This is a genomic window from Burkholderia sp. PAMC 26561, assembly GCF_001557535.2.
Lineage (GTDB): Bacteria > Pseudomonadota > Gammaproteobacteria > Burkholderiales > Burkholderiaceae > Caballeronia.
Map to the genome: position 1 here is coordinate 2,213,186 of NZ_CP014306.1, position 24,885 is coordinate 2,238,070.

21 protein-coding genes and 1 tRNA gene are annotated in these 24,885 nt (G+C 62.0%); 7 read left to right on the forward strand and 15 right to left on the reverse strand.

Annotated features, from left to right (window positions below; genetic code table 11):
- Positions 1 to 113: 113 nt before the first annotated feature.
- The 8 genes from guaD to AXG89_RS10305 all read right to left on the reverse strand — a co-directional run bounded on the left by guaD (position 114) and on the right by AXG89_RS10305 (position 11,261).
- The gene (gene guaD, locus AXG89_RS10270; protein WP_061998867.1) at positions 114 to 1,457 is read right to left on the reverse strand and encodes a guanine deaminase; all 1,344 of its coding nucleotides are present in this window, start codon (positions 1,455 to 1,457) and stop codon (positions 114 to 116) included.
- 24 nt (positions 1,458 to 1,481) lie between these two features.
- Entirely contained in the window at positions 1,482 to 2,843 is a 1,362-nt protein-coding gene (locus tag AXG89_RS10275) for an NCS2 family permease (RefSeq protein WP_062169586.1), read from the reverse strand.
- Positions 2,844 to 2,857: 14 nt separating this feature from the next.
- Entirely contained in the window at positions 2,858 to 3,886 is a 1,029-nt protein-coding gene (locus AXG89_RS10280) for an adenosine deaminase (RefSeq protein ID WP_062170506.1), read from the reverse strand.
- 26 nt (positions 3,887 to 3,912) lie between these two features.
- Complete coding sequence (gene xdhC / locus AXG89_RS10285) at positions 3,913 to 4,938, reverse strand: xanthine dehydrogenase accessory protein XdhC (protein WP_062169587.1); 1,026 nt, start codon at positions 4,936 to 4,938, stop codon at positions 3,913 to 3,915.
- 11 nt (positions 4,939 to 4,949) lie between these two features.
- Positions 4,950 to 7,400 (reverse strand): xanthine dehydrogenase molybdopterin binding subunit, encoded by a 2,451-nt coding sequence (gene xdhB / locus AXG89_RS10290; RefSeq protein WP_082771385.1) that lies wholly within the window; start codon positions 7,398 to 7,400, stop codon positions 4,950 to 4,952.
- Between the two features lie 55 nt (positions 7,401 to 7,455).
- Positions 7,456 to 8,958, reverse strand: coding sequence for a xanthine dehydrogenase small subunit (gene xdhA / locus AXG89_RS10295; RefSeq protein ID WP_205583046.1), 1,503 nt, complete (start codon positions 8,956 to 8,958; stop codon positions 7,456 to 7,458).
- A 321-nt stretch (positions 8,959 to 9,279) separates the two neighbouring features.
- Positions 9,280 to 9,789: a disulfide bond formation protein B gene (locus tag AXG89_RS10300; RefSeq protein ID WP_062170510.1), complete on the reverse strand. Its 510-nt coding sequence runs from the start codon at positions 9,787 to 9,789 to the stop codon at positions 9,280 to 9,282.
- Between the two features lie 95 nt (positions 9,790 to 9,884).
- Positions 9,885 to 11,261, reverse strand: a complete 1,377-nt coding sequence (locus tag AXG89_RS10305; protein ID WP_062169591.1) for an amidase — start codon at positions 11,259 to 11,261, stop codon at positions 9,885 to 9,887.
- 283 nt (positions 11,262 to 11,544) lie between these two features.
- Between AXG89_RS10305 and AXG89_RS10310 the strand changes: the two genes are divergently transcribed.
- Entirely contained in the window at positions 11,545 to 11,796 is a 252-nt protein-coding gene (locus tag AXG89_RS10310) for a DUF4160 domain-containing protein (protein ID WP_082771386.1), read from the forward strand.
- The gene (locus AXG89_RS10315) at positions 11,780 to 12,241 is read left to right on the forward strand and encodes a DUF2442 domain-containing protein (protein ID WP_082771387.1); all 462 of its coding nucleotides are present in this window, start codon (positions 11,780 to 11,782) and stop codon (positions 12,239 to 12,241) included. Before AXG89_RS10310 ends, AXG89_RS10315 begins: the two co-directional genes overlap by 17 nt.
- A 65-nt stretch (positions 12,242 to 12,306) precedes the next feature.
- Here AXG89_RS10315 and AXG89_RS10320 read toward each other — a convergent pair whose 3' ends face one another.
- From AXG89_RS10320 to hemN, 3 genes are all read right to left on the reverse strand, one after another.
- A complete protein-coding gene (locus tag AXG89_RS10320) occupies positions 12,307 to 15,480 on the reverse strand; it encodes an efflux RND transporter permease subunit (protein ID WP_061998874.1) in 3,174 nt (1,057 codons plus the stop codon).
- Positions 15,481 to 15,494: 14 nt separating this feature from the next.
- Positions 15,495 to 16,676, reverse strand: a complete 1,182-nt coding sequence (locus tag AXG89_RS10325; RefSeq protein ID WP_061998875.1) for an efflux RND transporter periplasmic adaptor subunit — start codon at positions 16,674 to 16,676, stop codon at positions 15,495 to 15,497.
- A 117-nt stretch (positions 16,677 to 16,793) separates the two neighbouring features.
- A complete protein-coding gene (gene hemN / locus AXG89_RS10330; protein WP_061998876.1) occupies positions 16,794 to 18,167 on the reverse strand; it encodes an oxygen-independent coproporphyrinogen III oxidase in 1,374 nt (457 codons plus the stop codon).
- Between the two features lie 124 nt (positions 18,168 to 18,291).
- On the opposite strand from hemN, the gene AXG89_RS10335 reads away from it, so the two are divergent.
- The 3 genes from AXG89_RS10335 to AXG89_RS10345 all read left to right on the forward strand — a co-directional run bounded on the left by AXG89_RS10335 (position 18,292) and on the right by AXG89_RS10345 (position 20,151).
- A complete protein-coding gene (locus tag AXG89_RS10335; protein ID WP_061998877.1) occupies positions 18,292 to 18,597 on the forward strand; it encodes a YkgJ family cysteine cluster protein in 306 nt (101 codons plus the stop codon).
- A gap of 38 nt (positions 18,598 to 18,635) precedes the next feature.
- Positions 18,636 to 19,235, forward strand: coding sequence for a DUF1439 domain-containing protein (locus AXG89_RS10340; RefSeq protein WP_061998878.1), 600 nt, complete (start codon positions 18,636 to 18,638; stop codon positions 19,233 to 19,235).
- 82 nt (positions 19,236 to 19,317) lie between these two features.
- Positions 19,318 to 20,151, forward strand: coding sequence for an undecaprenyl-diphosphate phosphatase (locus AXG89_RS10345; protein ID WP_061998879.1), 834 nt, complete (start codon positions 19,318 to 19,320; stop codon positions 20,149 to 20,151).
- 87 nt (positions 20,152 to 20,238) lie between these two features.
- Here the strand turns inward: AXG89_RS10345 and trmB are convergent, their stop codons facing one another.
- The 4 genes from trmB to AXG89_RS10365 all read right to left on the reverse strand — a co-directional run bounded on the left by trmB (position 20,239) and on the right by AXG89_RS10365 (position 22,245).
- Positions 20,239 to 20,994: a tRNA (guanosine(46)-N7)-methyltransferase TrmB gene (gene trmB, locus AXG89_RS10350; protein ID WP_062169595.1), complete on the reverse strand. Its 756-nt coding sequence runs from the start codon at positions 20,992 to 20,994 to the stop codon at positions 20,239 to 20,241.
- Between the two features lie 118 nt (positions 20,995 to 21,112).
- Positions 21,113 to 21,187, reverse strand: a tRNA-Gly gene (locus AXG89_RS10355).
- Between the two features lie 62 nt (positions 21,188 to 21,249).
- Positions 21,250 to 21,822: a YggT family protein gene (locus AXG89_RS10360; RefSeq protein WP_061998881.1), complete on the reverse strand. Its 573-nt coding sequence runs from the start codon at positions 21,820 to 21,822 to the stop codon at positions 21,250 to 21,252.
- 102 nt (positions 21,823 to 21,924) lie between these two features.
- Complete coding sequence (locus AXG89_RS10365) at positions 21,925 to 22,245, reverse strand: EthD family reductase (RefSeq protein WP_062169597.1); 321 nt, start codon at positions 22,243 to 22,245, stop codon at positions 21,925 to 21,927.
- Positions 22,246 to 23,390: 1,145 nt separating this feature from the next.
- Between AXG89_RS10365 and AXG89_RS10375 the strand changes: the two genes are divergently transcribed.
- Together AXG89_RS10375 and AXG89_RS10380 are read left to right on the forward strand one after the other, a co-directional pair.
- Entirely contained in the window at positions 23,391 to 23,714 is a 324-nt protein-coding gene (locus AXG89_RS10375; RefSeq protein WP_075359639.1) for a hypothetical protein, read from the forward strand.
- Positions 23,715 to 23,914: 200 nt separating this feature from the next.
- The gene (locus tag AXG89_RS10380; protein WP_062169599.1) at positions 23,915 to 24,880 is read left to right on the forward strand and encodes a threo-3-hydroxy-L-aspartate ammonia-lyase; all 966 of its coding nucleotides are present in this window, start codon (positions 23,915 to 23,917) and stop codon (positions 24,878 to 24,880) included.
- Positions 24,881 to 24,885 lie beyond the last annotated feature (5 nt).

A 24,885-nucleotide genomic window follows, 5' to 3' on the forward strand; every position in this document is an offset into this window, starting at 1 on the left:
GGGCGTTGCCAAAGGCTAAACTTTACCGGGAAGCCGACAAACGCGCTCGATCTGTAATTTTGTCCGATCGGGCTTACGTTCTCGTAACGGTTAAATGGCCCCGTCGCGCGTGGTCAAGCTGCAGCCAGCTCCGCAACCGCAGCACGCCGTGCATCTCTTTCATGCACACGCTGCCCCGCCGAATAGGTTTCGAAGACCGCGCGGTCATCGCCCAGCATTGCGAATGCGAACAACAGTTCTTCCAGCGAGTCCGCCCGTGTCGTGCGACGCGCGAGAAGCGGCGTGCCGGCCGGATCCAGCACGACGAAATCGGCTTCACTGCCAGGTTTCAGCGTCCCGACCTTGTCCGCCATATCGAGCACTTGCGCGGCGCCCGTCGTCGCAAGCCAGAACATGCGTGCGGCCGTCAGGTGATGACCTGTCAGGCGCGCGATCTTGTGTGCTTCGCCCATGGTTTGCAGCATCGAAAACGATGTGCCGCCGCCTACGTCGGTGGCGAGCGCGACCGGCATGTTCGCTTTGCCGGCTTTTTCGATATCGAAGAGGCCGCTGCCGAGGAACAGGTTCGATGTCGGGCAATGCGACGCGACCGCGCCGGTCTCGGCCATGCGTTGACGGTCGGTATCGTCGAGGTAGATGCAATGGCCATAGACCGCGCGTTGACGCAGCAGATCGTAGTGATCGTAGATGTCCAGATAGCTTCGATGCCCGGGGAACAGGCTTTCGACCCATTTGATCTCGTCGGTGTTTTCCGCGACGTGGCTCTGGATATATACGTCCTGGTGCTTGCGCGCGAGCACCGCGCAGGCTTCGAGTTGCGCCTCGGTGGAGGTCGGCGCAAAACGTGGCGTGAGCGCATATTCCTGACGTCCGCGGCCATGCCATTTCGCGATGAGTTCGGCGCTGTCGTCGTAACCGGATTGCGCGGTATCTTGCAGATATTCCGGGCAATTACGATCCATCAGCACCTTGCCCGCGATCATGCGCAGATTGCGGGATTCGCTTTCGCCGAAGAAGGCATCGGCGGATTGCTTGTGGACCGTGCAATACACGAGCGCGCTGGTCGTGCCGCACGCGAGGAGTTCATCGATGAAAAATCCTGCCGTCTCGCGTGCATACGCCGGGTCTTCGAACTTGCGCTCGGTCGGAAACGTGTACGTGTTCAACCATGGCAGCAAACCGGGCGCGGGCGACGCGATCATGTCGGTCTGCGGGTAGTGAATGTGCGAATCGATGAAGCCCGGCACGATCAGCTTGTCGCGCAGATCCTTGACGATGGCGTCCGGCGCGATCTGAGCGCGCAAGGCCGCATACGCGCCCGCCGCCACCACGCGGCCATTCTCCACGAGCAACAGGCCGTCGGTCTCATACACGGCGTTGCTGTCGGAGAAAGCAGGATCGTCGCGGAACGTGAGAAGTTGCGCGCGGTAGGCGGTCTGGCGGGTGGGCGTAGGCATTTGAAACGTCTCCAGTAAAGCGTGTTATAGCTGTGTCAAAAGCAGCAACGAAAGCGCGGCGACAATCCACATCGCCGGCTTGATTTCTTTTCCGCGGCCCGTGAAGAACTTGATCACGACAAACGCGAGGAATCCGTACGCAATGCCATCGGTGATCGAGTAGGTCAGCGGGATCAGGATCATTGCGAGGAAGGCGGGAATGGCTTCGTCGAAACGGCCCCATTCGATCTTCGTGATCGATTCCATCATGAACACGCCGACAAGCACGAGCGCCGGCGCCGTCGCGATTGCGGGCACGAGCGAGAGCAGCGGCGAGAGGAACAGGAACGGCAGGAAACACAGGCCCGCGATGACCGCGACCAGGCCCGTGCGTCCGCCCGCCGAAATCCCCGCCGCCGATTCAATGTAGGCGTTCGCCGGGCTTGTCCCGAGCGGCGCGGAAATCAGTGCGGAGAACGAATCGACCATCATCGACTCGCGGATGTTGCGCGGGTTGCCATCTTTGTCGTAAAGCTTGCCGGCTTCCGAGATCGCCATGAAGGTTGAAAGCGCGTCGAAGAACGACGTGAACAACATGACGAAGATGAACGGCCAGTAGATCACCTTCAGCGAGCCGAAAATATCGAGCCGGCCGAGCGCCGAAAAATCCGGGGCCGAGACCAGGCCGTTCCAGTTCACGAGTGTTTTCGTGGCGATTGCGGCGGGCCAGTATGCCGTGCCGTCGCCCCAGAACCGGCCAATTGGAATCGCAATCACGGTCGTGAAAATGATGCCTAGCATCAGCGCGCCGGTCACCTTGCGCGCGACCAGGATGGTGGTCACGGCCAAGCCGATCAGGAACGTGATCACTACCGGATTCAGCGATGCCGAATGCACGATCGTGACCGGATCGCCGACCACGAACTTCGCGTTGACCAGGCCAATCAAGCTGATAAAGAGCCCGATGCCGCACGATACAGCGTGGCGCAGATTCGCCGGAATGGCATCGACGACCAGCTTGCGCGCGTTGAACAACGCGAGGACCGCGAAGATCACGCCGGCCCAGAAGACGCAGCCAAGCGCCGTCTGCCACGGCATCTTGCCGCCGTGGACCATCACGAACGCAAACAGCGCGTTCATGCCCATGCCGGGCGCCACCAGCACGGGGTTGCGCGCGTACAAACCCATCGCGCAACTGCCGAGGAAACTCACGATCACGGTCGCCGTCAGCGCCGCGGGAAACGGCACGCCCGCCTGCGACAAGATCCCTGGATTGACGACGATGATGTACATCGCCGTGAGAAAGGTCGTGATGCCCGCGACGACTTCCGTTTTCGTGCGCGAACCCGCGGCGCGGATGCCGAAGAAACGCTCGAGCGTGGTGCTGTCCTGAGTAATCGATGCCATGACGTTCCCGCGCGTCAGGCCGCTGCGTGCCAGTAGGCATCGAGCTTGGCGACCATGGCGTTGCGTTCTGCATCCGTCACGAACGAGGCTTCCAGGCTGTTCTTGAGCAGCGTGTAGACCTCGGCATCGGTGAGATTCAGGGCTTCCTGGATCGCGAAGTAATTGGCGTTCACGTAACCGCCGAAGTACGCCGGATCGTCCGAATTGATCATCACGGCCACGCCCTGGTCGAGCAGCGCCTTGAGCGTGTGCTTGGTCATGTCGTCGAAGACGCGCAGCTTCAGGTTCGACAGCGGGCAGACGGTCAGCGCAATGCGGGCATCGGCGAGACGCGCGACCAACGCCGGGTCTTCCATGCTGCGCACGCCGTGATCGACACGATCGACCTTCAGCAGATCGAGCGCTTCGTACACGTACGCAGGCGGTCCTTCTTCGCCTGCATGCGCCACGAGTTTCAGGCCTTTATCGCGCGCCTTTGCGAACACGCGCTCGAACTTCGACGGCGGATGTCCACGCTCCGACGAATCCAGCCCGACACCAATCAGCCGATGCTTGTATTGATCGAACAGGGGCAGGGCTTCATTGAATGTCTTGAGCGCGTCTTCCTCCGGCAAATGGCGCAGGAAACACAGGATCACCTTGCTCGTCAGGCCGCGCTTCTCGCCTTCGGCCAACGCGCTTTCAATACCCGCCATTGCCGTCGCAATCGACACACCGCGCTCGGTGTGCGTCTGGGGATCGAAGAAAATTTCGGTGTGCGTGACATGGTCGGCAAGCGCGCGTTCGACGTACGCCATGGTCATGTCGTGAAAATCGCGTTCGTGCAGCAGCACGCTCGCGCCGGCGTAATAAATATCCAGGAACGATTGCAGGTCGGTGAATGCGTAAGCCGCGCGCAATGCATCGATGGAATCGTACGCGAGCGTCACGCCGTTGCGCTTTGCCAGCTCGAAAATCAGTTCGGGTTCGAGCGAACCTTCAATATGGATATGGAGCTCGGCTTTGGGCGCGCGGGCGATCTTTTCGGCGAGAGTGGCAGTCATGTTGTTGTGCTTAAAAAAGGTCTTGATCACGCGGTTTGCGGATGCTGCGCGGAATTGTAGCCGTGCGCGGCGTGTTCTTCGACCTTCTGCAACAACTGGGCTGCAACGGAGACTGCGATCATTTCCGGGGCTTTATCAACGATTCCGGGTACGCCGATGGGGCAGGTCATGCGGTCAATCCGCATGGGTTCGATACCGCGCGCCGCCAGACGCCGCTCGAACTGGACCTTCTTCGTGTGCGAACCGATCATGCCGAAAAACGCGAAATCCCCACGGCGGAGAATGCGTTCGGCGAGCGCGAGATCGAGCGCGTGGTTATGCGTCATTACCAGGAAATAGCTGTTGGCCCTGGCTTCGTCCACGGCGGATTCGGGCGTGCCGCTGGCGTCCATGGTGACGTTGTCAGGGAGATGATCCGGGGGCGGGAAGGTTTCATCGCGTTCATCGACCCAGACGACCCGGCATGGCAGATTGGCCAGCACCCTGACGATCGCCGCGCCCACGTGTCCCGCGCCGAACAGCACCACGGAGAACTCGCGCAACGTGATGGTCTCGGTGAGCAATGCGCCGCTTTCGTCGAAGCCTGAGCCGTCCCAGAGCAGGCAGTCCTGCGTGTTCGTGCCCGGCTCGGGATCGGACAGCATCACAGCTTCGGGGAAGGGACCGAAACCGACGCTGCGCACGGTCGGATGGCCCTGCGTCAGGCGTTTGTTAAGCGACGTCACCCATGCCAGATCGCCGATATCCAGGCGCTCGAACGCCAGCACGACTGCGCCGCCGCAACACTGGCCGAGACTCGGGCCGAGTGCGAAACGTTCGAGACGCCGCATGTGCGGACTGCGCGCGCCGTCTTTCAGCACTTGCCGCGCGGTTTCGATCGCTTTCCATTCGAGATGGCCGCCGCCGATGGTATGACGCGTGTCGTCGCGGGTAACGAGCATCTTCGTTCCCGGCTCGCGCGGCGCCGAACCCTGCACGCGCGCGACCGTCACCAGCACGACGGCGTCGCCGTGTGCGAGAAGGTGTTGCAGGTCGTGCAGCCAGGCTTGCATGGTGTGCGCTCCTAGTTGACCGTCGCGGGCTGCGCGACGTCTGCTACTGCTTCGACTACTTGCTTCGATGCTTGCGCGTCCAAAGCGTTCAGTATCGATTCAGGTGTGGCGGGGGCGCGCAAAACGGGGGCATCGATGGAATCGGGTGCTGTCGACGCGATGGCCGCGCGAATCGCGAGCAACACCGAAAATCCGAGCAGCAGCGGCGGCTCGCCTACGGCCTTTGAACGGAACACGGTCGGCTCGACGTTCTGGTTCTCGAAGAGCTTCACGTTCATCGCGGCAGGAATATCGCTCACTGATGGAATCTTGTAAGTGGACGGCGCGTGTGTCATCAGGCGGCCATCGCGGTTCCACCAGAGTTCTTCGGTCGTGAGCCAGCCCATGCCTTGCACGAAGCCGCCCTCCACCTGACCGATATCGAGCGATGGGTTGATCGACTGGCCCGCGTCGTGGAGGATATCGGCGCGTAGCAAACGCCATTCGCCGGTCAGCGTGTCCACGACCACTTCCGAGATCGCCGCGCCGTACGCGAAATAGTAGAACGGCTGGCCGGTCAGCGTTTTCGAATCCCAGTTGACCTTGGGCGTGGCGTAGAAACCATCGGACCACAACTGGACACGCGCAAGATAAGCAGCCGCGACGAGTTGATCGAAGGGCATCTGGCCACCGTTCGATTCCACCACGCCATTGTGGAAACGCACGTCTTCCGGACGTCCGCCGAGTTGTCTTGCCGCCAGTTCCGCGAGCCGTGCGCGAACGGTGAGTGCGGCGGCTTCGGCCGCTTTACCGTTCAAATCGCTTCCCGTCGATGCCGCCGTCGCCGATGTATTCACGACCTTGGAGGTATCGGTCGCCGTCACGCGAACTCGCGATAACGCCACGCCCAATGCATTCGCCACGACCTGCGCGACCTTTGTGTTCAAGCCCTGGCCCATTTCCGTGCCGCCGTGATTCACGAGCGCGGAGCCGTCCTTGTAGACATGCACGAGCGCGCCGGCCTGGTTCAGGAACGGCACGTTGAACGAGATGCCGAACTTGACGGGCGTGAACGCAATGCCGCGCTTGAGCACGGGACTTGTTGCGTTGAACGCGGCAATCGCACGGCGCCGCTGCGCATAGGCACTCGTTGAAACCAGTTCATCGGTCAGGGGTTGAAGCACATTGTCTTCGACGGTCTGGCCGTACGGCGTAACGTTGCGCTCGCCGATGCCGTAGTAGTTCACGCGACGCACATCGACGGGATCGCGCTTCAACCGGTGCGCGATCTCATCCATCAAGACTTCCATCACGAGCGCGCCTTGCGGACCGCCGAAGCCGCGAAATGCCGTGTTCGACTGCGTGTTCGTGCGGCAGCACAGCGCGGTGATATCGACGTCTTTCAAGAAGTACGCGTTATCGAAATGGCAGACCGCGCGTGTCGCCACGGCGCCCGACAAATCCGCCGAATAACCTGCGCGCAATGCGATTTCCACGCGCGCGCCTTGCAGACGGCCGTCGTCATCGAAGCCGGCTTCGTAGGTGTAGACGGCGTCGTGGCGCTTGCCGGTGATCATGAAATCGTCGTCGCGATCGGCCCGCAGTTTCACGGGTTTATGCAGCAAATGCGCGGCCAGCGACGCGATGCACGCAAAGATCCCCGATTGCGATTCCTTGCCGCCGAATCCACCGCCCATCCTGCGGCATTCGCACTGGACGTTGTGCGTGGGCCAGTCGAGCATGTGCGCGACCAGATGCTGCATTTCGCTCGGATGCTGCGTCGAGCTATAGACGAGGATTGAGTCATGTTCCTTCGGGACAGCGTACGCAATCTGCCCTTCCAGATAGAACTGCTCCTGCCCGCCGACTTCGAATTCACCCTGGAGCCGGTGCTTCGCCGCCGCCATCTTTCCATCCGGATCGCCACGTTTCAAATGCAGCGGCGGCAACACGAATTCCTTCTTCGCCTTGGCATCACGCGGTGTGAGGATGGCTTCGAGCGGTTCGTACCGGATCACTTCTTCGCTTTTGGCGAGCGCGGCAGCGCGGCGCGCCAGATCGTGCGTTTCCGCGATAACCGCAAACACCGGCTGCCCAAGGTAATGCACTTCGTCTTTGGCGAGGATCGGGTCGTCGTGCAGCACGGGGCCGCAATTGTTCTCGCCGGGGATGTCGTCGGCGGTAAAGACGGCGATCACGCCGGGCGCGGCAAGAACGAGATCGAGGTTGATCGACACGATGCGCGCATGCGCATGCCGCGACAGGCCAAGCGCCGCGTGCAAGGTGCCGCGCACCTCGCCGATGTCATCCACATACGTGGCTTCGCCGCTTACATGCAGGTGCGCCGATTCGTGCGGCAAGCCGACGCCGATCGCGGCGCCCTCCGGCTTTTTAGCCGATGGCGCGTCGAGGGTTTCACCGGTGCGCGCCGTGATTTCGCTGTCGGCGGCGCTGTCGAGGAGGGGATCGGTACGCTTGTTCATCGCGTGGTCCTTGATGCTTGTGGTGCTGCGTTTATACGGCCTGTGAAAGACCCGCTTATTGCGTGTCGAACGCGAACGCGTTGACGTCGTGGAGTGCGAGCGGCTCGTTCTCGCGCGTTTCCAGGAAGAAACGCCAGAGCACGTTGCGCGCCACTTTGCTTCTGTAGGCGCTCGACGCACGCATGTCGGTGAGCGGCTGGAAGTCGACGTCCAGCGCCTGCATGGCGGCCTGGACGTTCGCCTCGTTCCACTCCTGATTCACCAGGACGGCTTCGGCATTCGATGCCCGCTTCGGCGTTGCCGCCATGCCGCCGAACGCGAATCGCGCGGCGGTGACACGGGTGCCATCGAGCGTCACCGCGAACGCCGCGCACACGGCCGAGATGTCCGAGTCGTAGCGCTTCGAGACCTTGTAAGTGCGAAAACGCAATTTCGCCGATGGCAGCGGCACACGGATCGCCGCCACGAACTCGCCCGGTTCGAGCGCGGATTTCTGATAGCCGAGATAGAACTTGTCGAGCGGCATCGAGCGGGTTTTCATCGCACGCTGCAGCACGATTTCGGCGTCGAGCGCGATCAGCGCAGGCATGGAATCGCCGATGGGCGAACCGTTCGCGACATTCCCGCCGAGCGTGCCGGCGTTGCGGATCGGCCGCGATGCAAAGCGCGTCCACATCTCCGCGAGTTCCGGATAAATGGACGAGAGCGCGCCATACGCATCTTCCAGCGACGCCGCCGCGCCAACGGTGAGCCATTGAGCATCGCGCGTAATGGACTTCAACTCGGCCACATTGCCAATGAAGAGGATATCGCCGAGATTGCGGAATTGCTTGGTGATCCACAAGCCGATGTCCGTGCTGCCGGCAAGAATCCTTGCGTCCGGGTGTTCGGCGCGAAGGCGGCCGAACTCCGCGAGCGTCACCGGCGCGTAGAAGGTCGGACGGCCGAACGCGGCGCCGCGTGCGTCGGGCGCCGTGTATTCGAACGTGTACTTGCGCTGGATGGATTGGAGTTGCTCTTTGAGCGTCTCGCGGTCGAGCGCCGAGCGCGGATACTCGAACATTTTCTGCGAAGCATCCACGATCGGCCGATACCCCGTGCACCGGCAGAGATTGCCGGAGAGGGCGGCGTTGATTTCGTCGCGGGTGGGCATGCCGGCGTCGCTCGGCTGATTCTGGTAGAGCGCCCACATCGACATCACGAAACCCGGTGTGCAGAAGCCGCATTGCGAACCGTGGCAATCGACCATGGCCTGCTGGACGGGATGCAGCGTGCCGTCCTTCTCGCGCAGATCTTCGACGGTGAAAAGCGCGCGGCCATCGAGCGTCGGCATGAGCTGGATGCAGGCGTTGACCGCCTTGAGCTGCGGTTGCCCGTCGCCATCCAGTTCACCGATAACCACCGTGCACGCGCCACAATCGCCCTCGGCGCAGCCTTCCTTGGTGCCGGTGCATTGGTCGTGTTCGCGCAAATGCTGCAGCACGGTGCGGGTGGCGGGTGCATCAAGCACTTCGCGGATTGCGCCGTGCTGAAAAAACCGGATGGTTTGCGTTGTCATATAGAAGTCCGAGACATTGCGGATCAGGCGCGCGTTACGCGAAATCGGCTTTGAAAGTCCGGCCGAAGAGCGCACGTGGATCGCCATCCATGAAACAAGATATCACCGCAATATCTTGAAAAGATTCCGGTGAGCGTATCCAGATCATGCGAGGAGCCGAATGAGGGCGGAACGCGTTCGGCGACGCGGGTGATCCGGGGCGAGGGGGAAAGCCCCGGATTCGAGGCGCAGCGGCCTGGAGCGGCCGGATTTGCTTGGCTGACGCGGTTCGGGGAGTTCAAGGGCTCGGCGAAACACAGGGCCAGCGCCGAGGCCCGTTTATCAGGCTCGCAGCCTGCGTTTGGACCACAAACTTCCGGCGACGGCCAGAAACATTACAGTGAACCCGATCAGGCCCCACTGCGGAAGCGAAAGTCCGAGAATTGGCGGGTACGGCGTCTCGCACAAGCCTGCGACCTTGAACACCTGCGGCAGCCACTGCGCGGGCGGCAGGGAATCCACAAGGGGTTGCAGCGCATCGAAACCGCAACTGAAACCCGGATGCGCCTGGACATAGACGTGCCGCGCGGAAGCGACCACGCCGCCCAGCGCTGAGAGGACGACGAGCACCTCGAGCAGCGCGATCCCGCGCCAACCTCTGAACGACGCGCCAAGCAGCGCAAATACGGCGATCAGCACGAAGAAATAACGCTGGATGATGCAGAGCGGGCAGGGATCTTCACCTTTCACGAACTGCAGATAAAGCGCGCCGCCGACCAGTGCCAGGCTTATCAGCGCAAGCAGGACCAGTAGCCGCCGTTCGCGGCGAATTGCGCGATCGTCCCCGTGCATGGTGAAGTGATTCAATGAATTATTCATATTTCCGGTTGGTTCGAGAAAAAAGCACCTGAAGATGCGCATCCGGCGACGGAATTCTATCGCGTTGTTTATCGGGTGGTCTCAAGCACGGCTTCGACCGCGCGGCCAATGGAAAGCAGCACGTCGTCGCCAAATGGCGCGCCGGCCAGCATCAGGCCGACCGGAGCTTCGCCACGTGGATGGCAAGGCAGTGACAACGCGCAACTATCGAGGAAATTGAAGACCGACGGATTGCGCAAGATCAGTGCATTGATGCGGCCGAATGCTTCGTCGTCGTGTTCCAGATCGGCGATGCGCGGCGGCACGACCGGCACGGTCGGGCACACGATGGCGTCAAACCGCTGCCACAGCGTGCGCGCTTGCTCGATCATCGCGGCGCGTGCCTGCAAAAGGTCGAGATAATCGGCAGCTGTAGCCGGCGCGCCCTTCACGATCCGCGTGCGCACGCGGGGGTCGTACTGGTCGGCATGCGCTGCGAGCAATTGCCGGTGCCACGCATATGCTTCCATGGACGCGAAGCTGAAGCGGCTGATCTCGCCAAGCTGGTCGAGCGGCCCGAAACGCACGTCCTCCACCAACGCGCCCGCCGCCGACAGATGCCCGATGGCAGCCGAATACGCGCTTGCAACGGTTTCGTCGACGCCGTCCATCACGAAGTTGGTCAGCACGCCGAGGCGCACGCCGTCGAGCGGCCGGGTTGCTGGCACGACGGCGTCGCGGCCGGCCAGGATCCTGTCGACCAACGCGCAGCACGCCACCGACAACCCGATTGGCCCGAACGAATCGAGCGTCGTGGACAAGGGCACGCCGCCTTGCGTGGGCACGCGCGCCGCGGTCGGTTTGAAGCCGGTCAGTCCGCAGAGCGCGGCCGGGATGCGGATGGAACCGCCGGTGTCCGTGCCCAGTGCAATGGCGGCCATGCCGTCCGCGACCGATGCCGCCGCCCCTGAAGACGAGCCGCCCGCGATGCGTTCGTCGCCCGCCACGTTGCTTCGATACGGCGAGCGCGGCGTCCCGTAATGCGGGTTCAGCCCCAGCCCGGAAAACGCAAATTCGCTCATGTTGGTTCGCCCGACGATCACGCCGCCGGCACGCCGCAACCGTGCAACGGCGACGGCGTCAGCCTTGGCCGGCTGTGCGTCGGCCAGCACGCGCGAACCCGCGCGCGTGACCTGGCCTTCGATATTGAAGAGATCCTTGATCGATATGGGAATGCCTGCGAGCGGCGAGAGCACGGTGCCGGCGCGGCGAAGTGCGTCATGCGCGTCAGCGGCGGCGCGGGCGCGGCCGGCATCGACCTGAAGGAAAGCGATCGCGCCTTGTCCGGCGGGATCTGCGATGCGTTCGAGTGCCTGTTCGACGAGCATCCGGCTAGTGGCCTTGCCGTCGCGAAGGGCTGCAGCGAGTTGCGCGAGGGGAGCAAATTGCGGCGAAGTGATGGGCATGTTCGACAAGATTCAGTGGCGTGAACTGGACATGGTGCCGGGCGGCGCGCGAGGGCCGACCGTGCCCGAAAGTGGCTGTCATTCTATGCCAGTCGGACGCTTCCGGTAGTTAATACTCAGCGCAAACGAGCGCGTTAGCCATCCGGCTGATAGCGGCGACAGGGCGGGTTCCTTAAGCTTGGATTTCCGCTGCTGCGATTGTCTGCATGCGGAAAACAACAATGCCAGAAAAAACCCAAGCGTTTGGGTTTACTTGCGCGCTGCCAACGTATAGAGTGAACACATGCCAACGATTTTTCGCATCGGCGCTGCACGCGTCGTGATTTATCTGAACGACCATATGCCGGCGCACGTCCACGTACTGGACGGGAACCAGCATGCTGTTTTTAATCTTCACTGTCCGAATGGACCGCCGGCGCTTGTTAGAAACCACGGTTTTTCACACGCCGCTGCAAACACCTTTGCCCGCCGGATGCAGAACGTGGTCGGCTCACTGTGCACTGAATGGAAGACACTTCATGACTGCTTTAGTTGAAATTACCGAACGCCAGATGCGCGAAGCCGAAGAGCGGGCGCGCAAGCACGTTACCGAAAATCCGGTAGCGCTTTCCGCGGTGTTCATTCCGGAGGACGGCCGGCTATCAATCGAGTTGTCGAACGGTGCGTCGTTCGCCATTCCTGCGCGGCTGATACAAGGTCTGGAACACGCATCGAATGAGGATCTCGAAGAAATCGAGATCACGGCTTCGGGTACGGGCCTGTATTTCCCTGCCGTCGACGCCGACATTCTTGTGCTTCCGCTGCTCGCAGGCGTAGTTGGATCGAGGTCGTTCATGGCCCGGCGAATGGGCAAGGCCGGCGGCGCGAGCCGCAGCGCTTCAAAGGTTGAAGCTGCTCGGGCGAACGGCGCTCGCGGCGGCCGGCCGCGCAAGGTTGCGGTACGGAGCGAAGAAGAGGGCTTGGTCCTGGCGAAAAAATAGCCTTGGGCGGCAATGGTTCCGCGCCGCCTTCGGCTTTATGGAAGGCGACCCGCAAGTCGTGCAAGTTAAAGCGGCCCCGTGCCCGTCGCCGGCTTTTCCTTGCGTCGCCATTTTCGTGAGGCCCACGCGCCGAAGTCGTCCAGCACCGTGTAGACCACCGGCACGACTACCAGCGTCAGCAGCGACGACGTAATCACGCCGCCAATCACAGTCTGCCCAAGCGGCCCGCGCTGCTCGCCGCCTTCACCCAGCCCGAGTGCGAGCGGCAGCATGCCGAAGATCATTGCGAGCGTGGTCATCAGGATTGGCCGCAGACGCACGCGCGCGGCTTCGAGCAACGCATCGCTGCGGGACATGGCGTGTCCCTTGCCGGAGGCATCGAGCAGACTTCCGCGCCGCGCCTGGTTCGCAAAGTCGATCAGCAAGATCGCGTTCTTTGTCACGAGCCCCATCAGCATGATGAAGCCGATGATCGAAAACATGTTGAGCGTGCTGCCGAACAGCAGCAACGCGGCCAGCACGCCGATCAGCGTGAGCGGCAAGGACGCCATGATCGCGAGCGGCTGCAGGAAGCTGCCGAATTGCGACGCAAGGATCATGTAGATGAAGATCACGGCCAGCGCCAGCGCCTGCACGGCGTAGATGAACGACTCGTTCATGCTCTTCGTGGAGCCGCCGAAGCGGTATCGGTAGCCGGCCGGAAGGTGCATGTCGTCAAGTGTCTTCTTGACGTCCGCGGCCACTTCGCCCGGCGAGCGCCCGGTCACGTTCGCCGATATCTCGACCTCCCTCGACAAATCCCGGCGGCTGATCACATCGGGCCCGGTGGTTTCGGTGATCGCGGCGACCTGGCGCAGCGGCACGAGCAAGGGCGCGCCGTTGGCATCGGTGCGGCTCGTAGCGATCATCAGCTTCGACAAGTCGTCCACGTTGCGCCGTTCGGCCGATGGCAACCGCACGCTCACATCGTAATCCTGATCGTCGGGCGCGCGCCACGTGCTGATGGCGTCTCCCGAAAGCAACGGGCGCAACGCCTGACCGACTTCCGCCACGCCGACGCCCAGGTCAGATGCGAGTTCGCGCCGGATATCAATGGCCACAATCGGCTTGTCGTCTTTCAGGCTCGCGTCCAGATCCACCAGGCCCGGAATCTTCGCAAGCCGGTGTTGTGCTTCGGCCGAAAGACGGCGCAGCTCGTCAAGGTTGTCGCCCTGAAGGCTGAACTGGACGGCTTTGTTCGACCCCGCGCCGTCCGACATGCCGATCTCGGTCACAATAATCCCGGCGATGCTTTTCAGCCGGTCGCGAAAGACCTGATTCAGCTCCTGCACGCCGCGCGTGCGGTCGCGCCGCTCCTTCAAATGCACGGTGATCATCGCGTCGTTCTTGCCCTGCGCGTTGCCGGAGTTGATGGTCGCGTAGCTGTAGCGGACTTCCGGGTACTGCGCGAGCACGGTTTCGACTTGCCGGACCTTGTCGGCGGTAGCTTCCAGCGACGTCCCCACCGGCGTGTTCAAGCCGATCTGCGTAGTGGAGAAATCGGCGTTCGGCACGAACTCGGTGCCGATCAGCGGCACGAGAAACAGGCTGCCAATGAACGTCGCGGCGGCGACCACCAGGGTCGCCACGCGATGCCGCAGCGACCACCCGAGCAGCCGCTGGTAGAACCGCGCGAGCCGCTCCACGCCGTGCTCGAAGTACGCAAGAAACCGCGCCAGATATTTCGTGCCGCGGACATGCAGGGCAGGGTCCGGCCAGATCGACGAAAGCATCGGGTCGAGCGTGAACGACACGAACATCGATATCAGCACGGCGGCCGCAACCGTCACGCCGAACTGATGGAAGAAGCGTCCGATAATCCCGCTCATGAAGCCGACCGGCAGGAACACGGCGACAATGGAGAATGTCGTGGCAAGCACGGCGAGCGCGATTTCCTTCGTGCCGTCGAGCGCGGCGGTGCGGTGATCGGCTCCAAGCTGGACATGGCGCACGATGTTCTCGCGCACCACGATCGCGTCGTCGATCAGCAGCCCCACGCAAAGCGACAATGCCATCAGCGTGATCACGTTGATCGTGAATCCGGCCATGTACATGAACGCGAACGTGCCGATCAACGCAATCGGCAAGGTGAGTCCGGTGATCACGGTGCTGCGCCACGAACCGAGGAACAGGAACACGATTGCAATCGTCAGCAGCGCGCCTTCCAGCAACGTGCCCTTGACCTCGTTCACGCTGTTTTCGATTTCGCGCGATGAATCGTCGGTGACGTCGAGCTTCACGCCCGGCGGCAAGGATTTTTGGAGCGCCGCGACTTCGGCGCGGATCCCTTGCGCCACGTCGACGGTGTTCTCGCCCTGAGCCTTGATCACCGATAAAAACAGCGCCCGGTTCCCGTTCAGCAGCGCCATGCTGTCGGGCTCTTCCTGACCGTCGACAACTTGCGCGACCTGATCGAGCGTGACGGCATGGCCTGCATTCGAGGCGCCGCGCCGGGCGACGATGATCCGCTTGAAGTCATCGGGCGTCTGGAAGCGGCCCTTCACCTGCACGGTCTGCTCGATTCCCGCCGATGTCAGCGGCCCCGCCGGAATCTCCTGGTTTTCGTTCTGCACGGCGCGGATCACCTGATCGACGCCTACGGAAAGCGCTTGCAGCCGGTCGGGACTGACGTCGATGCGCACTTGCCGTTTCACGCCACCGACAATGCTCACCGACCCCACGCCGCGCACCGTCTCCAGGCGTTTTCGCACGATCTGGTCGGCGGTGGTCGTGAGATCGCGGGTGCTGAGCAGCGACCCCGGCGCGTTCGAAACCGCGACGGTAACGATCGGCATGTCGGCCGGGTCGTAGCGCAACACGCGCGGTTCCTTCACGCCGTCGCGCAGGTCGGGCCGGATCAGCGCCACTTTGTCGCGCACGTCCTGCGCCGCCTGCATCACATTCACGGACAGGTCGAACTGGACGATCACCACCGACAACGCGTCGTACGAGTGCGACGAGATTTCATCGATACCGCTGATCGTGTTGACCGCTTCCTCGACCTTGCGCGTGACATCGGATTCCACCGATTCCGGCGATGCCCCCGGATACGCTGTCTGCACGACAACAACGGGGAAGGTGATATCGGGGAACTGATCGACCTTCAACCGCTGATACGAAAAGAGACCGATCACGAGAAACGCCGCCATCATCATGGCGGCAAAAACCGGATTGTTGATGCTGATTCGCGTGAACCACATGGCGTGCGGCTCCGCTATTTGGAGGCGACGGGTGACGAAGCCGCGGCGCTTGTGCTTGAACCAACCAGCCGCACCTTGCTGCCTATACGCAACGCCCCGAGGTTGTTCTTCACGACCTGCTGACCTTCCTTGAGTGACGAGTCCGCGAGTTCCGTCCAGCTTGCACCGTCGGCGTCGCCGGTCGCGCCTGTCGTCACCGGGACTTCGACGAGCTTGCCGTTCGTGACTGCGTAGACGCTATGACGCGAGCCGTCCGTGCGGACCGACGTCGCCGGCACGACCATCGCATTTGCCGTGCTGCCGACAATGACGCTGCCGGTTCCGAACATGCCAACGCGCAAGGTCGACTGTGGATTGGCCACGCGCACATAGATCATGATCGAGCGCGAGCCGGCTTGCGCGGCCGGGTTGATGCGCGTGACCGTGGCGCTGACCGGGGCATCGATTCCATCGAAGCGGATGCGCACCGGCTGGTCGACCCGCACGCGCCCGATCTCGCCCACGGGCACGGGTGCTTCGAGTTCGAGCTGGGTTAGATCGACGACATCGAACAGCTTGGCGTCCACGGCCACATGCTCGCCCGGTTCCACGCTGCGCGAAGCAATCTGCCCGCCGAACGGCGCGCGCACGATGGTGTCCGCCACCGACAAATTCGATGACGACAACGCCGCCCGCGCCGCAGCCAGGTTTGCTGCGGCGATGGCGTATTGGCTTTGCGCCGTATCGAAGGCGTTCTTCGATATGAAGCCCTTTTCCACCAGCACGCGATTGTTTTCGAGCGTCTGTTTCGCGATGTCCAGTTGACCGGCCATCGCGGCCATCTGTCCGCGCGACTGGTCGGCGCGGGCGGCGTAGTCGCGCGCATCGATCGTGGTCAGGATTTGTCCGGCCTTGACCGTATCGCCTTCGCGCGCCCGGACATCCAGCGCCGACCCCGCGACCTTCGCCTTCACTGCCGCTTGCGTGACTGCGCGCAGCGACCCGGTGAGCGGCAGCGTTTCGGACAGCGTATGACGCGTGACGACGGTGAGATCGTCCGGCGTGAATTCGATGACCGACTCATCGGCCGAAGCGGACGGCGTCGCCGGTGCTTCGGCCGCAGCGCGCTTTTTGAGCGAATGAACGACGCCGATCGCCAGCAAGATAACGACGACGATAGCCGCAATGACGCCTGCCCGTTTTGTGGATAAATGCATTGCCTGCCTGTGGAACGTGGAGCACGCCGCACGATAGCGCGTTTCACGGCGACGGGCGGCAAAGTTGCCAAAGGTATCGCGAGGAGGCGGGCGCTGCAAGGGCCATGCGGCCGCGGATCAAATTGTTCTGGAGAAGCGCTGCACGGCATGACCGGCGAGATAGCGATCGAAGATCATTGCCACGTTGCGCACCAGCATGCGTCCGTCGGCGAGCACGTTGATGCCCCAGTTTGTGACTTCGACCAGCCCGTCCGCTTCGAGCGGTTTCAGCCGTTCGAGTTCGCTCGCGAACGCAATGGGAAACCGGATGCCATAAACCGCCTCGATGGCGTCGAAGCGCAGCGAGAACTGACACATCAACTGAGTGATGACGTCGCGCCGCATCCGGTCGTCGGCGGTAAGGCGCACACCGCGGGTGATCGCCAGCTCGCCGCGGTCGATGGCCTCGCCGTATCCCGCCATGTCCTTCGCGTTCTGCGCGTAGACGTCGCCGACTTTGCTGATCGATGAAACCCCGAGCCCGATCAGATCGCAATCCGCTTGCGTGCTGTAGCCCTGGAAATTGCGCTGCAGCGTCCCGGCGCGCTGGGCGATCGCGAGTTCATCGGTGGGCAGCGCGAAATGATCCATCCCGATATACACGTAACCCGCCCCGGTCAGCTTCTCGATGACCCGTTCCAGGATCGCGAGACGTATGGCGGGGGACGGCAGCGCGGTTGCATCGATGTGCCGCTGCATCTTGAAAAGGCGCGGCATATGCGCGTAGCCGAAGACGGACAGACGATCCGGCGCGAGGCCGATGATCGTATCGAGCGTACGGCTGAAGCTCTCGACGCTTTGATGCGGCAACCCGTAAATCAGGTCGACGCTGACCGACTTGTAGCCTTCCGCCCGCGCCGCCGACATCACCGCTTCGGTCATCTCGAAAGGCTGCACGCGATTGACCGCCTGCTGCACGCGCAGATCGAAGTCCTGCACGCCGAAGCTGAGGCGGTTGAAGCCCAGATCGCGCAACACGCCGATGGTCTCCGCCGACGCCTCGCGCGGATCGATCTCGATGGAGTATTCCGCTTGCGCGTCGGGAAGCAGATCGAACGCCTCGCCGGTCGCGACCATCAGCTCGGCCATTTCCTCGTGCGATAAAAACGTCGGCGTGCCGCCGCCCCAGTGCAATTGCGTGATGGGGCGGGTTGTATCGAAGCACGCGGCCTGCAAGGCAAGCTCACGTTTCATCCGATCGAGATACGGCCTCCCGTGCGCGCGATTCTTCGTCACGATCTTGTTGCAGCCGCAATAGAAACAGACGGTGTCGCAGAAGGGAATATGGAAGTACAGCGAGAGATCCGCCGATGCCGCGTCCGGGTCCGCCGCCGCCCGCCTGTAATGGTCGCGATCGAAGGAGTCGGTGAACTGGACGGCGGTCGGATACGACGTGTAGCGCGGCCCGGCCGCATCATATTTTGTGAGCAGATCGGGGCGGAAGAGGGACATTGCTGACACGCCGTGATGGGATCGTTCGAGTCTATCCGACACATTTCCACGATTCTTGCGTGATATCGCCGCAGTCACCCAGTGGCACAATGCCGGGTTGCCGCTTTTTAAAAACGCCCGATCCATGGCCGCCGTTCCCGACCCGAAGATGTCCGCCCACGCGTGCCGCGAAGCGTGCGGCGCGTGCTGCATCGCGCCGTCAATTTCGAGCGCAATCCCCGGCATGCCTCACGGCAAGCCGGCGGGAGTACGCTGCGTGCAGCTCGGAGAGGATCTGCGCTGCGCGATATTCGGCGATCCGCGCCGACCCGCTTGCTGCTCAGGCCTTCAGCCATCGGAACCGATGTGTGGAGACAGCCGCGGCTACGCGCTCGCCTGGCTGACGCAACTCGAAATCGATACACAACCTGAGCAACCCGAGCGCGTCTGAACGGTCGAACGCTCATTCAAGTCACTGGAGAATTTCGCATGACTCAAGCCGTTGCGCCGAAGCGGCGCCGGTTCCTGCTCGCGGCCCTGGGCGGCGCGGGCGCGGTGGCGCTGGGAACTCAGCCGGGCAAACCGGCGCGCGCTGCATCCATTTTCCCGTTCATCCCCGATCACTACACGTTTAGCCGCGCCGAAGTACAGGACGCCGTGCAGCGCAAGTTTCCGTTCCAGCGCACGGCATCGCAGATATTCGATGTCACGCTCGCCAATCCGCTGGTCGGCCTTGCACCGGATCGCAACCGCATCACCGTGCGGGTGGACGCCCGCCTGGCAACGCCATTCATGCCGAACCCCGTGACGGGCGTCTTCACGTTGTCCAGCCAACTGGCCTACGACGCAGCCAGCCATTCGGTCATCCTGATGTCGCCGACTGTCGACGATACCCAGGTCACCGGCGACGCCGCGCAATACACCCAGCAGATCAACGCGGCCGGCGCGGTCATGGCGACACAGTTTCTCGACCGCTACCCCATCTACACGTTCAAGCCCGAACAATTACAGTTTGCCGGAGTTAATTACGAACCCGGTACAATCACTGTCCTTACAAACGGCATACGCGTGCAGATCGTCGAGAAATAGTTTTTTTCGATGACATTTCCGCTCGCGGCATGCCCTGAACGACCGGCCGGCAACGGCCGACCAATGGCGAAAGGGCGGAGCGATGGACGGGATTCTGTTTTGCAAGGCGCTGATTCTGGGCGTGGTGGAGGGGTTGACCGAGTTTTTGCCGGTCTCGAGCACGGGACATCTGATCGTGGCCGGCAGTTTGCTGAACTTTACGAACGCCCAGGCGAAGACGTTCGACGTGGTGATCCAGTTCGGCGCGATCCTTGCCATCGTCTGGGAGTACCGGCGCAAGATCGGATCAATCGTGGCCGGTCTTCCAACGCAGCCCAAGGCACGCCGGTTCACGTTGAACGTGATCATTGCGACCATTCCGGCCATCGTGCTGGGGCTGCTGCTCGAAAAGCACATCAAGGCTGTCTTGTTCGCGCCGGTGCCGGTTTCGGTGGCGCTGATCGTGGGCGGCCTCGTGATCCTGTGGGCGGAGGCACGCAACCGCGACAAGAATGTCGCGCCGCGCGTGACTTCCGTCGACGACCTCAGTTATTCCGATGCGCTCAAGGTCGGCCTCGCGCAGTGTTTTGCGCTGATTCCGGGTACATCGCGTTCGGGATCGACGATCATCGGCGGGATGTTGTTCGGGCTGGAACGCAAGGTTGCGACCGAGTTTTCGTTCTTCCTCGCGATCCCGATCATTTTCGGCGCCACCTTGTATGAGCTCGCGAGGGACTGGAAGTCGCTGACGGTGGACTCGCTCGGGCTCTTCATGGTCGGGCTGGTGGCGGCGTTCATCAGCGCGTTCGTTTGTATCCGATGGCTGCTGCGCTACGTCGCCACGCACGATTTCACAGCGTTCGCGTGGTATCGGATCGGCTTTGGGTTGCTGATCTTGATCGTCGGATACAGCGGCGGATTGAGCTGGGCTGAATAAGCGGTTGCCCATGCATATGGAAACAGGCCGGTTCAACTTCGGTTGAATCGGCCTGTTTTGTTTCAGCGATGCGGGGTATGTGCTACGTCAGCGGCGTTTGAACACCAGGTCCCAGACGCCGTGGCCGAGTTTCAGCCCGCGGCGTTCGAATTTCGTCACCGGCCGATAATCCGGACGCGGGGCATAACCGGCATCGGACGTATTGTCGAGCGCCGGTTCCGCCGATAACACCTCGAGCATCTGCTCGGCATAGTTCTGCCAGTCTGTCGCGAGATGCAGATAACCGCCGGGCTTGAGCCGCGAAACGAGCAGCGAGACGAACCCCGGCTGTATCAACCGGCGCTTATGGTGCCGCGCCTTGTGCCACGGATCGGGGAAATAAATGTGAACGCCGTCGAGGCTTTCCGCCGCGATCATGTGTTCGAGCACTTCCACGGCGTCGTGCTGGACGATCCGGATGTTTTCAAGGCCCTGCTCACCGATCAGTTTCAACAGCGCGCCCACGCCCGGCTCGTGCACTTCGACGCCGAGAAAATCATCGCCGGGACGTGCCGTGGCGATTTCCGCCGTCGTCGCGCCCATGCCGAAGCCGATTTCGAGCACGCGCGGCGCGCTGCGGCCGAAGGTGGCGTCCCAATCGAGCGGTTGCGGCGTGTACGGCACGACAAAACGCGGGCCGAAGTCATCGAGCGCACGACGTTGTCCCGTCGATACCCGGCCCGCCCGCGTCACGAAACTCCGGATACGGCGGTGCGGCCGGCCGTCAGCCGTATTCTCGCCTTCGGTTGAATCGTTATCGGCCGCTTCGGCGTCGTCGTGGTCTGAAGTGGGGTCGTGGATCATCGGCAAGGACGGATTCAGTGGTTGAGCAAAGGCGCGGCGGCGGAAAATACGAGAACGCCGCCTTAAATCAAAAAGCCGCCTAGGAGGGCGGCTTTTTGAAGTCAAAACAACTCGAAACTGGAGCGGGCGATGGGAATCGAACCCACGTCTGTAGCTTGGGAAGCTACGGTAATGGCCATTATACGACGCCCGCAGAGACCGCGATTTTACGCGGAACGGCCGCGTTCCCGCAACCTCGGCCGTTTGGACAACGCTTCAGACGCCGAACATGGTCATTGTCACGGCCAGGCGCGTCACGATCATCAACAGCACCTGCACGATCACGAACAGCAGGATGGGCGACAAATCGATACCACCCATGCGCGGCAGAATGCGCCGCAGCGGTTCGAGAAACGGCGCCGTCAGTTGATACAGCAGCGGCATGGCCGGCGATTGCGGATTGAGCCACGACAGCAACGCCATCAGGATCGTCATCCAGATGATCAGGTTCAGCGCCCATTTGACGACCGTGATCACCGCGACCAGGAGCAGGGTAGGCAGCAGGACCGGGATGCCTGCCGGATCAATGCCGGCAAGCAGCACCATCAGGATCAGGAAGACAAACGCCGCGATGAACGCGGCAATGATGCTCGCCAGATCGACCGACTTGGTGGCCGGCAAGATCTTGCGCAGCGGCAGGACGAGCCAGTTGGTCGCCTGCATCACGGCGTTGGAAACCGGGTTGTACGGCGGCATGCGGACAAATTGCATCCAGGCGCGCAGCAACAGCGCCGCGCCGAACAGCGTAAATACGGTGTTGAGTACAAAACGGGCGATCTCGCCAAACATCTCAGATCCTTTTCAAGGCAAAAGCGCGGCGCTCGCGGCCGCGCAGGGTTGTCACGAGGGCAGTAAAGGGCGGCGTGGCACGCCGCATAGCCGGTTGTTTACCTAGCTGCTGGCTCGGACTTCGCTGATCTGCACGACGGCCGGATCGCCGTCGGTGTAATTCGTCAAATCGTCCGCAAAAGCTTTTGCGTGCGGCGCTACTGCGGCCTTGAACGCATCGACGGAGTCGAACAGCAGGTGGCCGGCGGCCACGTATAGGGGCTTTGAACCCGGTGCGCCGCCGCCAAGGCCGACGTCGGCCGACCAGCCTTTCAATGTAGTGCCCAACAGGCCGGCGACCCACGGTATATGGTGCGAGCAGTAGTAATCGATGTCGAAGCGCGCATTCTCGCTATACGGATACATAAAGCTGACTTTGATCATTTTGTTCTTTCTGGTAGCTGAATGGATTGGCGTCGAGGGCAGCCGGGTAACTGGTGTATCGGGTGTTTCCGGCCAGCGTTCAACCAGGGCATTCGAACGGGTGGTTTGCAGCATTGGTTCAGCGCGCCCGCCAGATCCCCCGGCGGCTTCCCCACACTGGCGCGCCGGGCATCACCATAGCATGGCTTGAGTGCGCCTTGGGACGGTTGCCGCACGCTGCGGTTGGGCATGCGCTCGCCTTCAGCCCGGGCGATTCGATGGTCATGCGTTCGGCGTCGCACCGATGACGTCAATGGGGAGGGTTAAAACTACAACATAGGTGGGACGAGGGCGATCGTCTGTATGCCAGAGCGTTCGCCCGCAAAGCCAGGAAGCGATATGGAAGGAAGGGCATAGTCTTTGCTCCGATGAAAAAGTAAGCACCTTTTTGATCGCGGCGTGGTCGGTTTGCGCGACGCGACGGTAGGAATAGGCGGAATCGGCGCGGCGGCCCATTCCTCATGGGTTTCGACAGAGTGCCGCTTCAGCGCCAGGTTCAAGTGTCAGATTGCTTGCCAATGCCGGTTTCGCAACCTTCAGGGGTCACCATGAGTATCTTTGCTTATCGGAAACATCTTCGTTTTCTCAGTGAGACGCATCGGCGTCAGTGGTGGGATCAACGAAAAAGACTTACGCCGCGGGTGCGCATCAGCGGGGCGTACGTGCCACCCAATGTCACACGCGAATTCGCGTACGTGAAAGTAGGCTGAGCGAAAAAACTTGCAGCACCTTGCCTGACTTAGAACGCTTAGAAATCGCAGCCCTGTTCGATGGTTCTCCATCGGCGGGGCTGTTTTAGTTTTCGCGTCGTTCAGTCAATTGTAATGAATCATTTCATTGGTGACATTTGGAATAAACGGTCACCTCGGGCTGTGACTGGCGGCTAACTCTGCAAACCCTTAACATCGCCCGCTGAGCGGTTACAGCTATGAAGCGAAAGGCGCCGCTCGACTTGAAAACCGCCGGAGAACGCCCAGTTTCAAGACAGTTCCAATTGCATTTGGCTACAAATGCTTAAGGTGGGTTTCAGGGTTTTTAGCTACATTCAATGCATGTCGTTGCGTTATCCCGTCGTGTGCACGGGTACCGCAGCGGGGAGAAGAAAAGTGAAAAAGTTAGTCCCGTTTGTGGTCGCTGCAGCCATCGGTGCAGGCTTCGCAAGTGCAGCTCAGGCTCACGTTTCCGTAGGTATCGGCATTGGCGTGCCGGCGTATCCGGTCTACGCTGCGCCGCCTCCGCCCGTGTATTACGCTCCGCCCCCGGCTCCGGTCTATTACGCGCCGCCGCCGGTGGTCTATGCGCCGCCCGCTGTGGTCGTCGGTGGGGGTTATTATGGTCGGCCGTACTACGGCGGGTATCACGGTGGATACGGATATCACGGTGGCTATCGTGGTGGATATGGCGGCGGATACGGTGGATGGCGGCGTTGAGCCGCGGCTCGTTAGACTGATTCTTTCGCTTGATGACAAGCGCGGATGACAAGCGCGGCGCAATTCGGCTCGACCGGTTGCGCCGTTTTGCTTTTTCGAGGTTTATCCGCAGTTCTCGATCGTAGGCCGATTGGCCAGCTTTTCAGACGCAGCACTATGCTGGGACAATGGCGTTCCCTCCAACCGCCGCCTGATGCTAGATGCCCATTCTCCCCGCACCCACATATGCCGACGTCGCCGATGCCGCCAAACGCATTGCCGGCGCCGCGCATCGCACGCCTGTCCTGACCTCGAACACCGCTGACGCCCTCGCCGGCGCCAGCCTCTTCTTCAAGTGCGAGAATTTCCAGCGCATGGGGGCCTTCAAGTTTCGCGGCGCATTCAACGCGATCTCACATTTCTCCGATACCCAGCGCAAGGCCGGCGTCCTGACCTATTCGTCGGGCAACCACGCGCAGGCAATCGCGCTATCCGCCCGGATCGCGGGCATCAAGGCGACGATCATCATGCCGGAGGACGCGCCCGCCGCGAAAATGGAAGCCACGCGTGGATATGGTGGCGAGGTGATCACATATGACCGGTACACGGAAGATCGTGAGGCTATTGGCGCGAAGATCGCGCAAGAGCGCGGCATGACGCTGATTCCGCCGTACGATCATCCGCACGTGATCGCCGGGCAGGGAACCGTCGTGAAGGAATTGATCGAGGAGACGGGGCCGCTGGACTACTTGTTCGTGTGCCTTGGCGGCGGTGGGCTGCTCGCCGGATGCGCGCTGGCAGCGGCCGAGCTGAGTCCGTCGTGCACGGTGATCGGCGTGGAACCGGAAGCGGGCAACGACGCCCAGCAATCGCTGGCGCGCGGTGAGATCGTGCATATCGATGTGCCGCGCACTATTGCCGATGGCGCCGCGTCCACGCATGTCGGCGAATACAACTTCCCAATCCTGCAGCGGCTCGTGGATCGCGTCGTGACCGTCAGCGACGACCAGCTTGTCTCGACCATGAGGTTCTTTGCCGAGCGCATGAAGATGGTTGTCGAGCCGACCGGCTGTCTCGCGGCCGCAGCGGTGCTTCAGAACGTCGTGCCGGTAGCGGGCAAGCGCGTGGGCGTGGTGATCAGCGGCGGCAACGTGGACATGGCGCGGTTTGCGGGTTTTATCGCGTGATGCGA

Coding starts and splice junctions, on each gene's coding strand:
- xdhA (WP_205583046.1), bottom strand. CDS start 8,958: ATGACAACGCAAACCATCCGGTTTTTTCAGCACGGCGCAATCCGCGAA.
- AXG89_RS10300 (WP_062170510.1), bottom strand. CDS start 9,789: ATGCACGGGGACGATCGCGCAATTCGCCGCGAACGGCGGCTACTGGTC.
- AXG89_RS10325 (WP_061998875.1), bottom strand. CDS start 16,676: ATGCATTTATCCACAAAACGGGCAGGCGTCATTGCGGCTATCGTCGTC.
- AXG89_RS10360 (WP_061998881.1), bottom strand. CDS start 21,822: ATGTTTGGCGAGATCGCCCGTTTTGTACTCAACACCGTATTTACGCTG.
- hemN (WP_061998876.1), bottom strand. CDS start 18,167: ATGTCCCTCTTCCGCCCCGATCTGCTCACAAAATATGATGCGGCCGGG.
- AXG89_RS10340 (WP_061998878.1), top strand. CDS start 18,636: ATGACTCAAGCCGTTGCGCCGAAGCGGCGCCGGTTCCTGCTCGCGGCC.
- guaD (WP_061998867.1), bottom strand. CDS start 1,457: ATGCCTACGCCCACCCGCCAGACCGCCTACCGCGCGCAACTTCTCACG.
- AXG89_RS10305 (WP_062169591.1), bottom strand. CDS start 11,261: ATGCCCATCACTTCGCCGCAATTTGCTCCCCTCGCGCAACTCGCTGCA.
- AXG89_RS10275 (WP_062169586.1), bottom strand. CDS start 2,843: ATGGCATCGATTACTCAGGACAGCACCACGCTCGAGCGTTTCTTCGGC.
- AXG89_RS10365 (WP_062169597.1), bottom strand. CDS start 22,245: ATGATCAAAGTCAGCTTTATGTATCCGTATAGCGAGAATGCGCGCTTC.
- trmB (WP_062169595.1), bottom strand. CDS start 20,994: ATGATCCACGACCCCACTTCAGACCACGACGACGCCGAAGCGGCCGAT.
- xdhC (WP_062169587.1), bottom strand. CDS start 4,938: ATGCAAGCCTGGCTGCACGACCTGCAACACCTTCTCGCACACGGCGAC.
- AXG89_RS10320 (WP_061998874.1), bottom strand. CDS start 15,480: ATGTGGTTCACGCGAATCAGCATCAACAATCCGGTTTTTGCCGCCATG.
- xdhB (WP_082771385.1), bottom strand. CDS start 7,400: ATGAACAAGCGTACCGATCCCCTCCTCGACAGCGCCGCCGACAGCGAA.
- AXG89_RS10380 (WP_062169599.1), top strand. CDS start 23,915: ATGCCCATTCTCCCCGCACCCACATATGCCGACGTCGCCGATGCCGCC.
- AXG89_RS10280 (WP_062170506.1), bottom strand. CDS start 3,886: ATGACTGCCACTCTCGCCGAAAAGATCGCCCGCGCGCCCAAAGCCGAG.
- AXG89_RS10335 (WP_061998877.1), top strand. CDS start 18,292: ATGGCCGCCGTTCCCGACCCGAAGATGTCCGCCCACGCGTGCCGCGAA.
- AXG89_RS10345 (WP_061998879.1), top strand. CDS start 19,318: ATGGACGGGATTCTGTTTTGCAAGGCGCTGATTCTGGGCGTGGTGGAG.
- AXG89_RS10315 (WP_082771387.1), top strand. CDS start 11,780: ATGACTGCTTTAGTTGAAATTACCGAACGCCAGATGCGCGAAGCCGAA.
- AXG89_RS10310 (WP_082771386.1), top strand. CDS start 11,545: ATGCCAACGATTTTTCGCATCGGCGCTGCACGCGTCGTGATTTATCTG.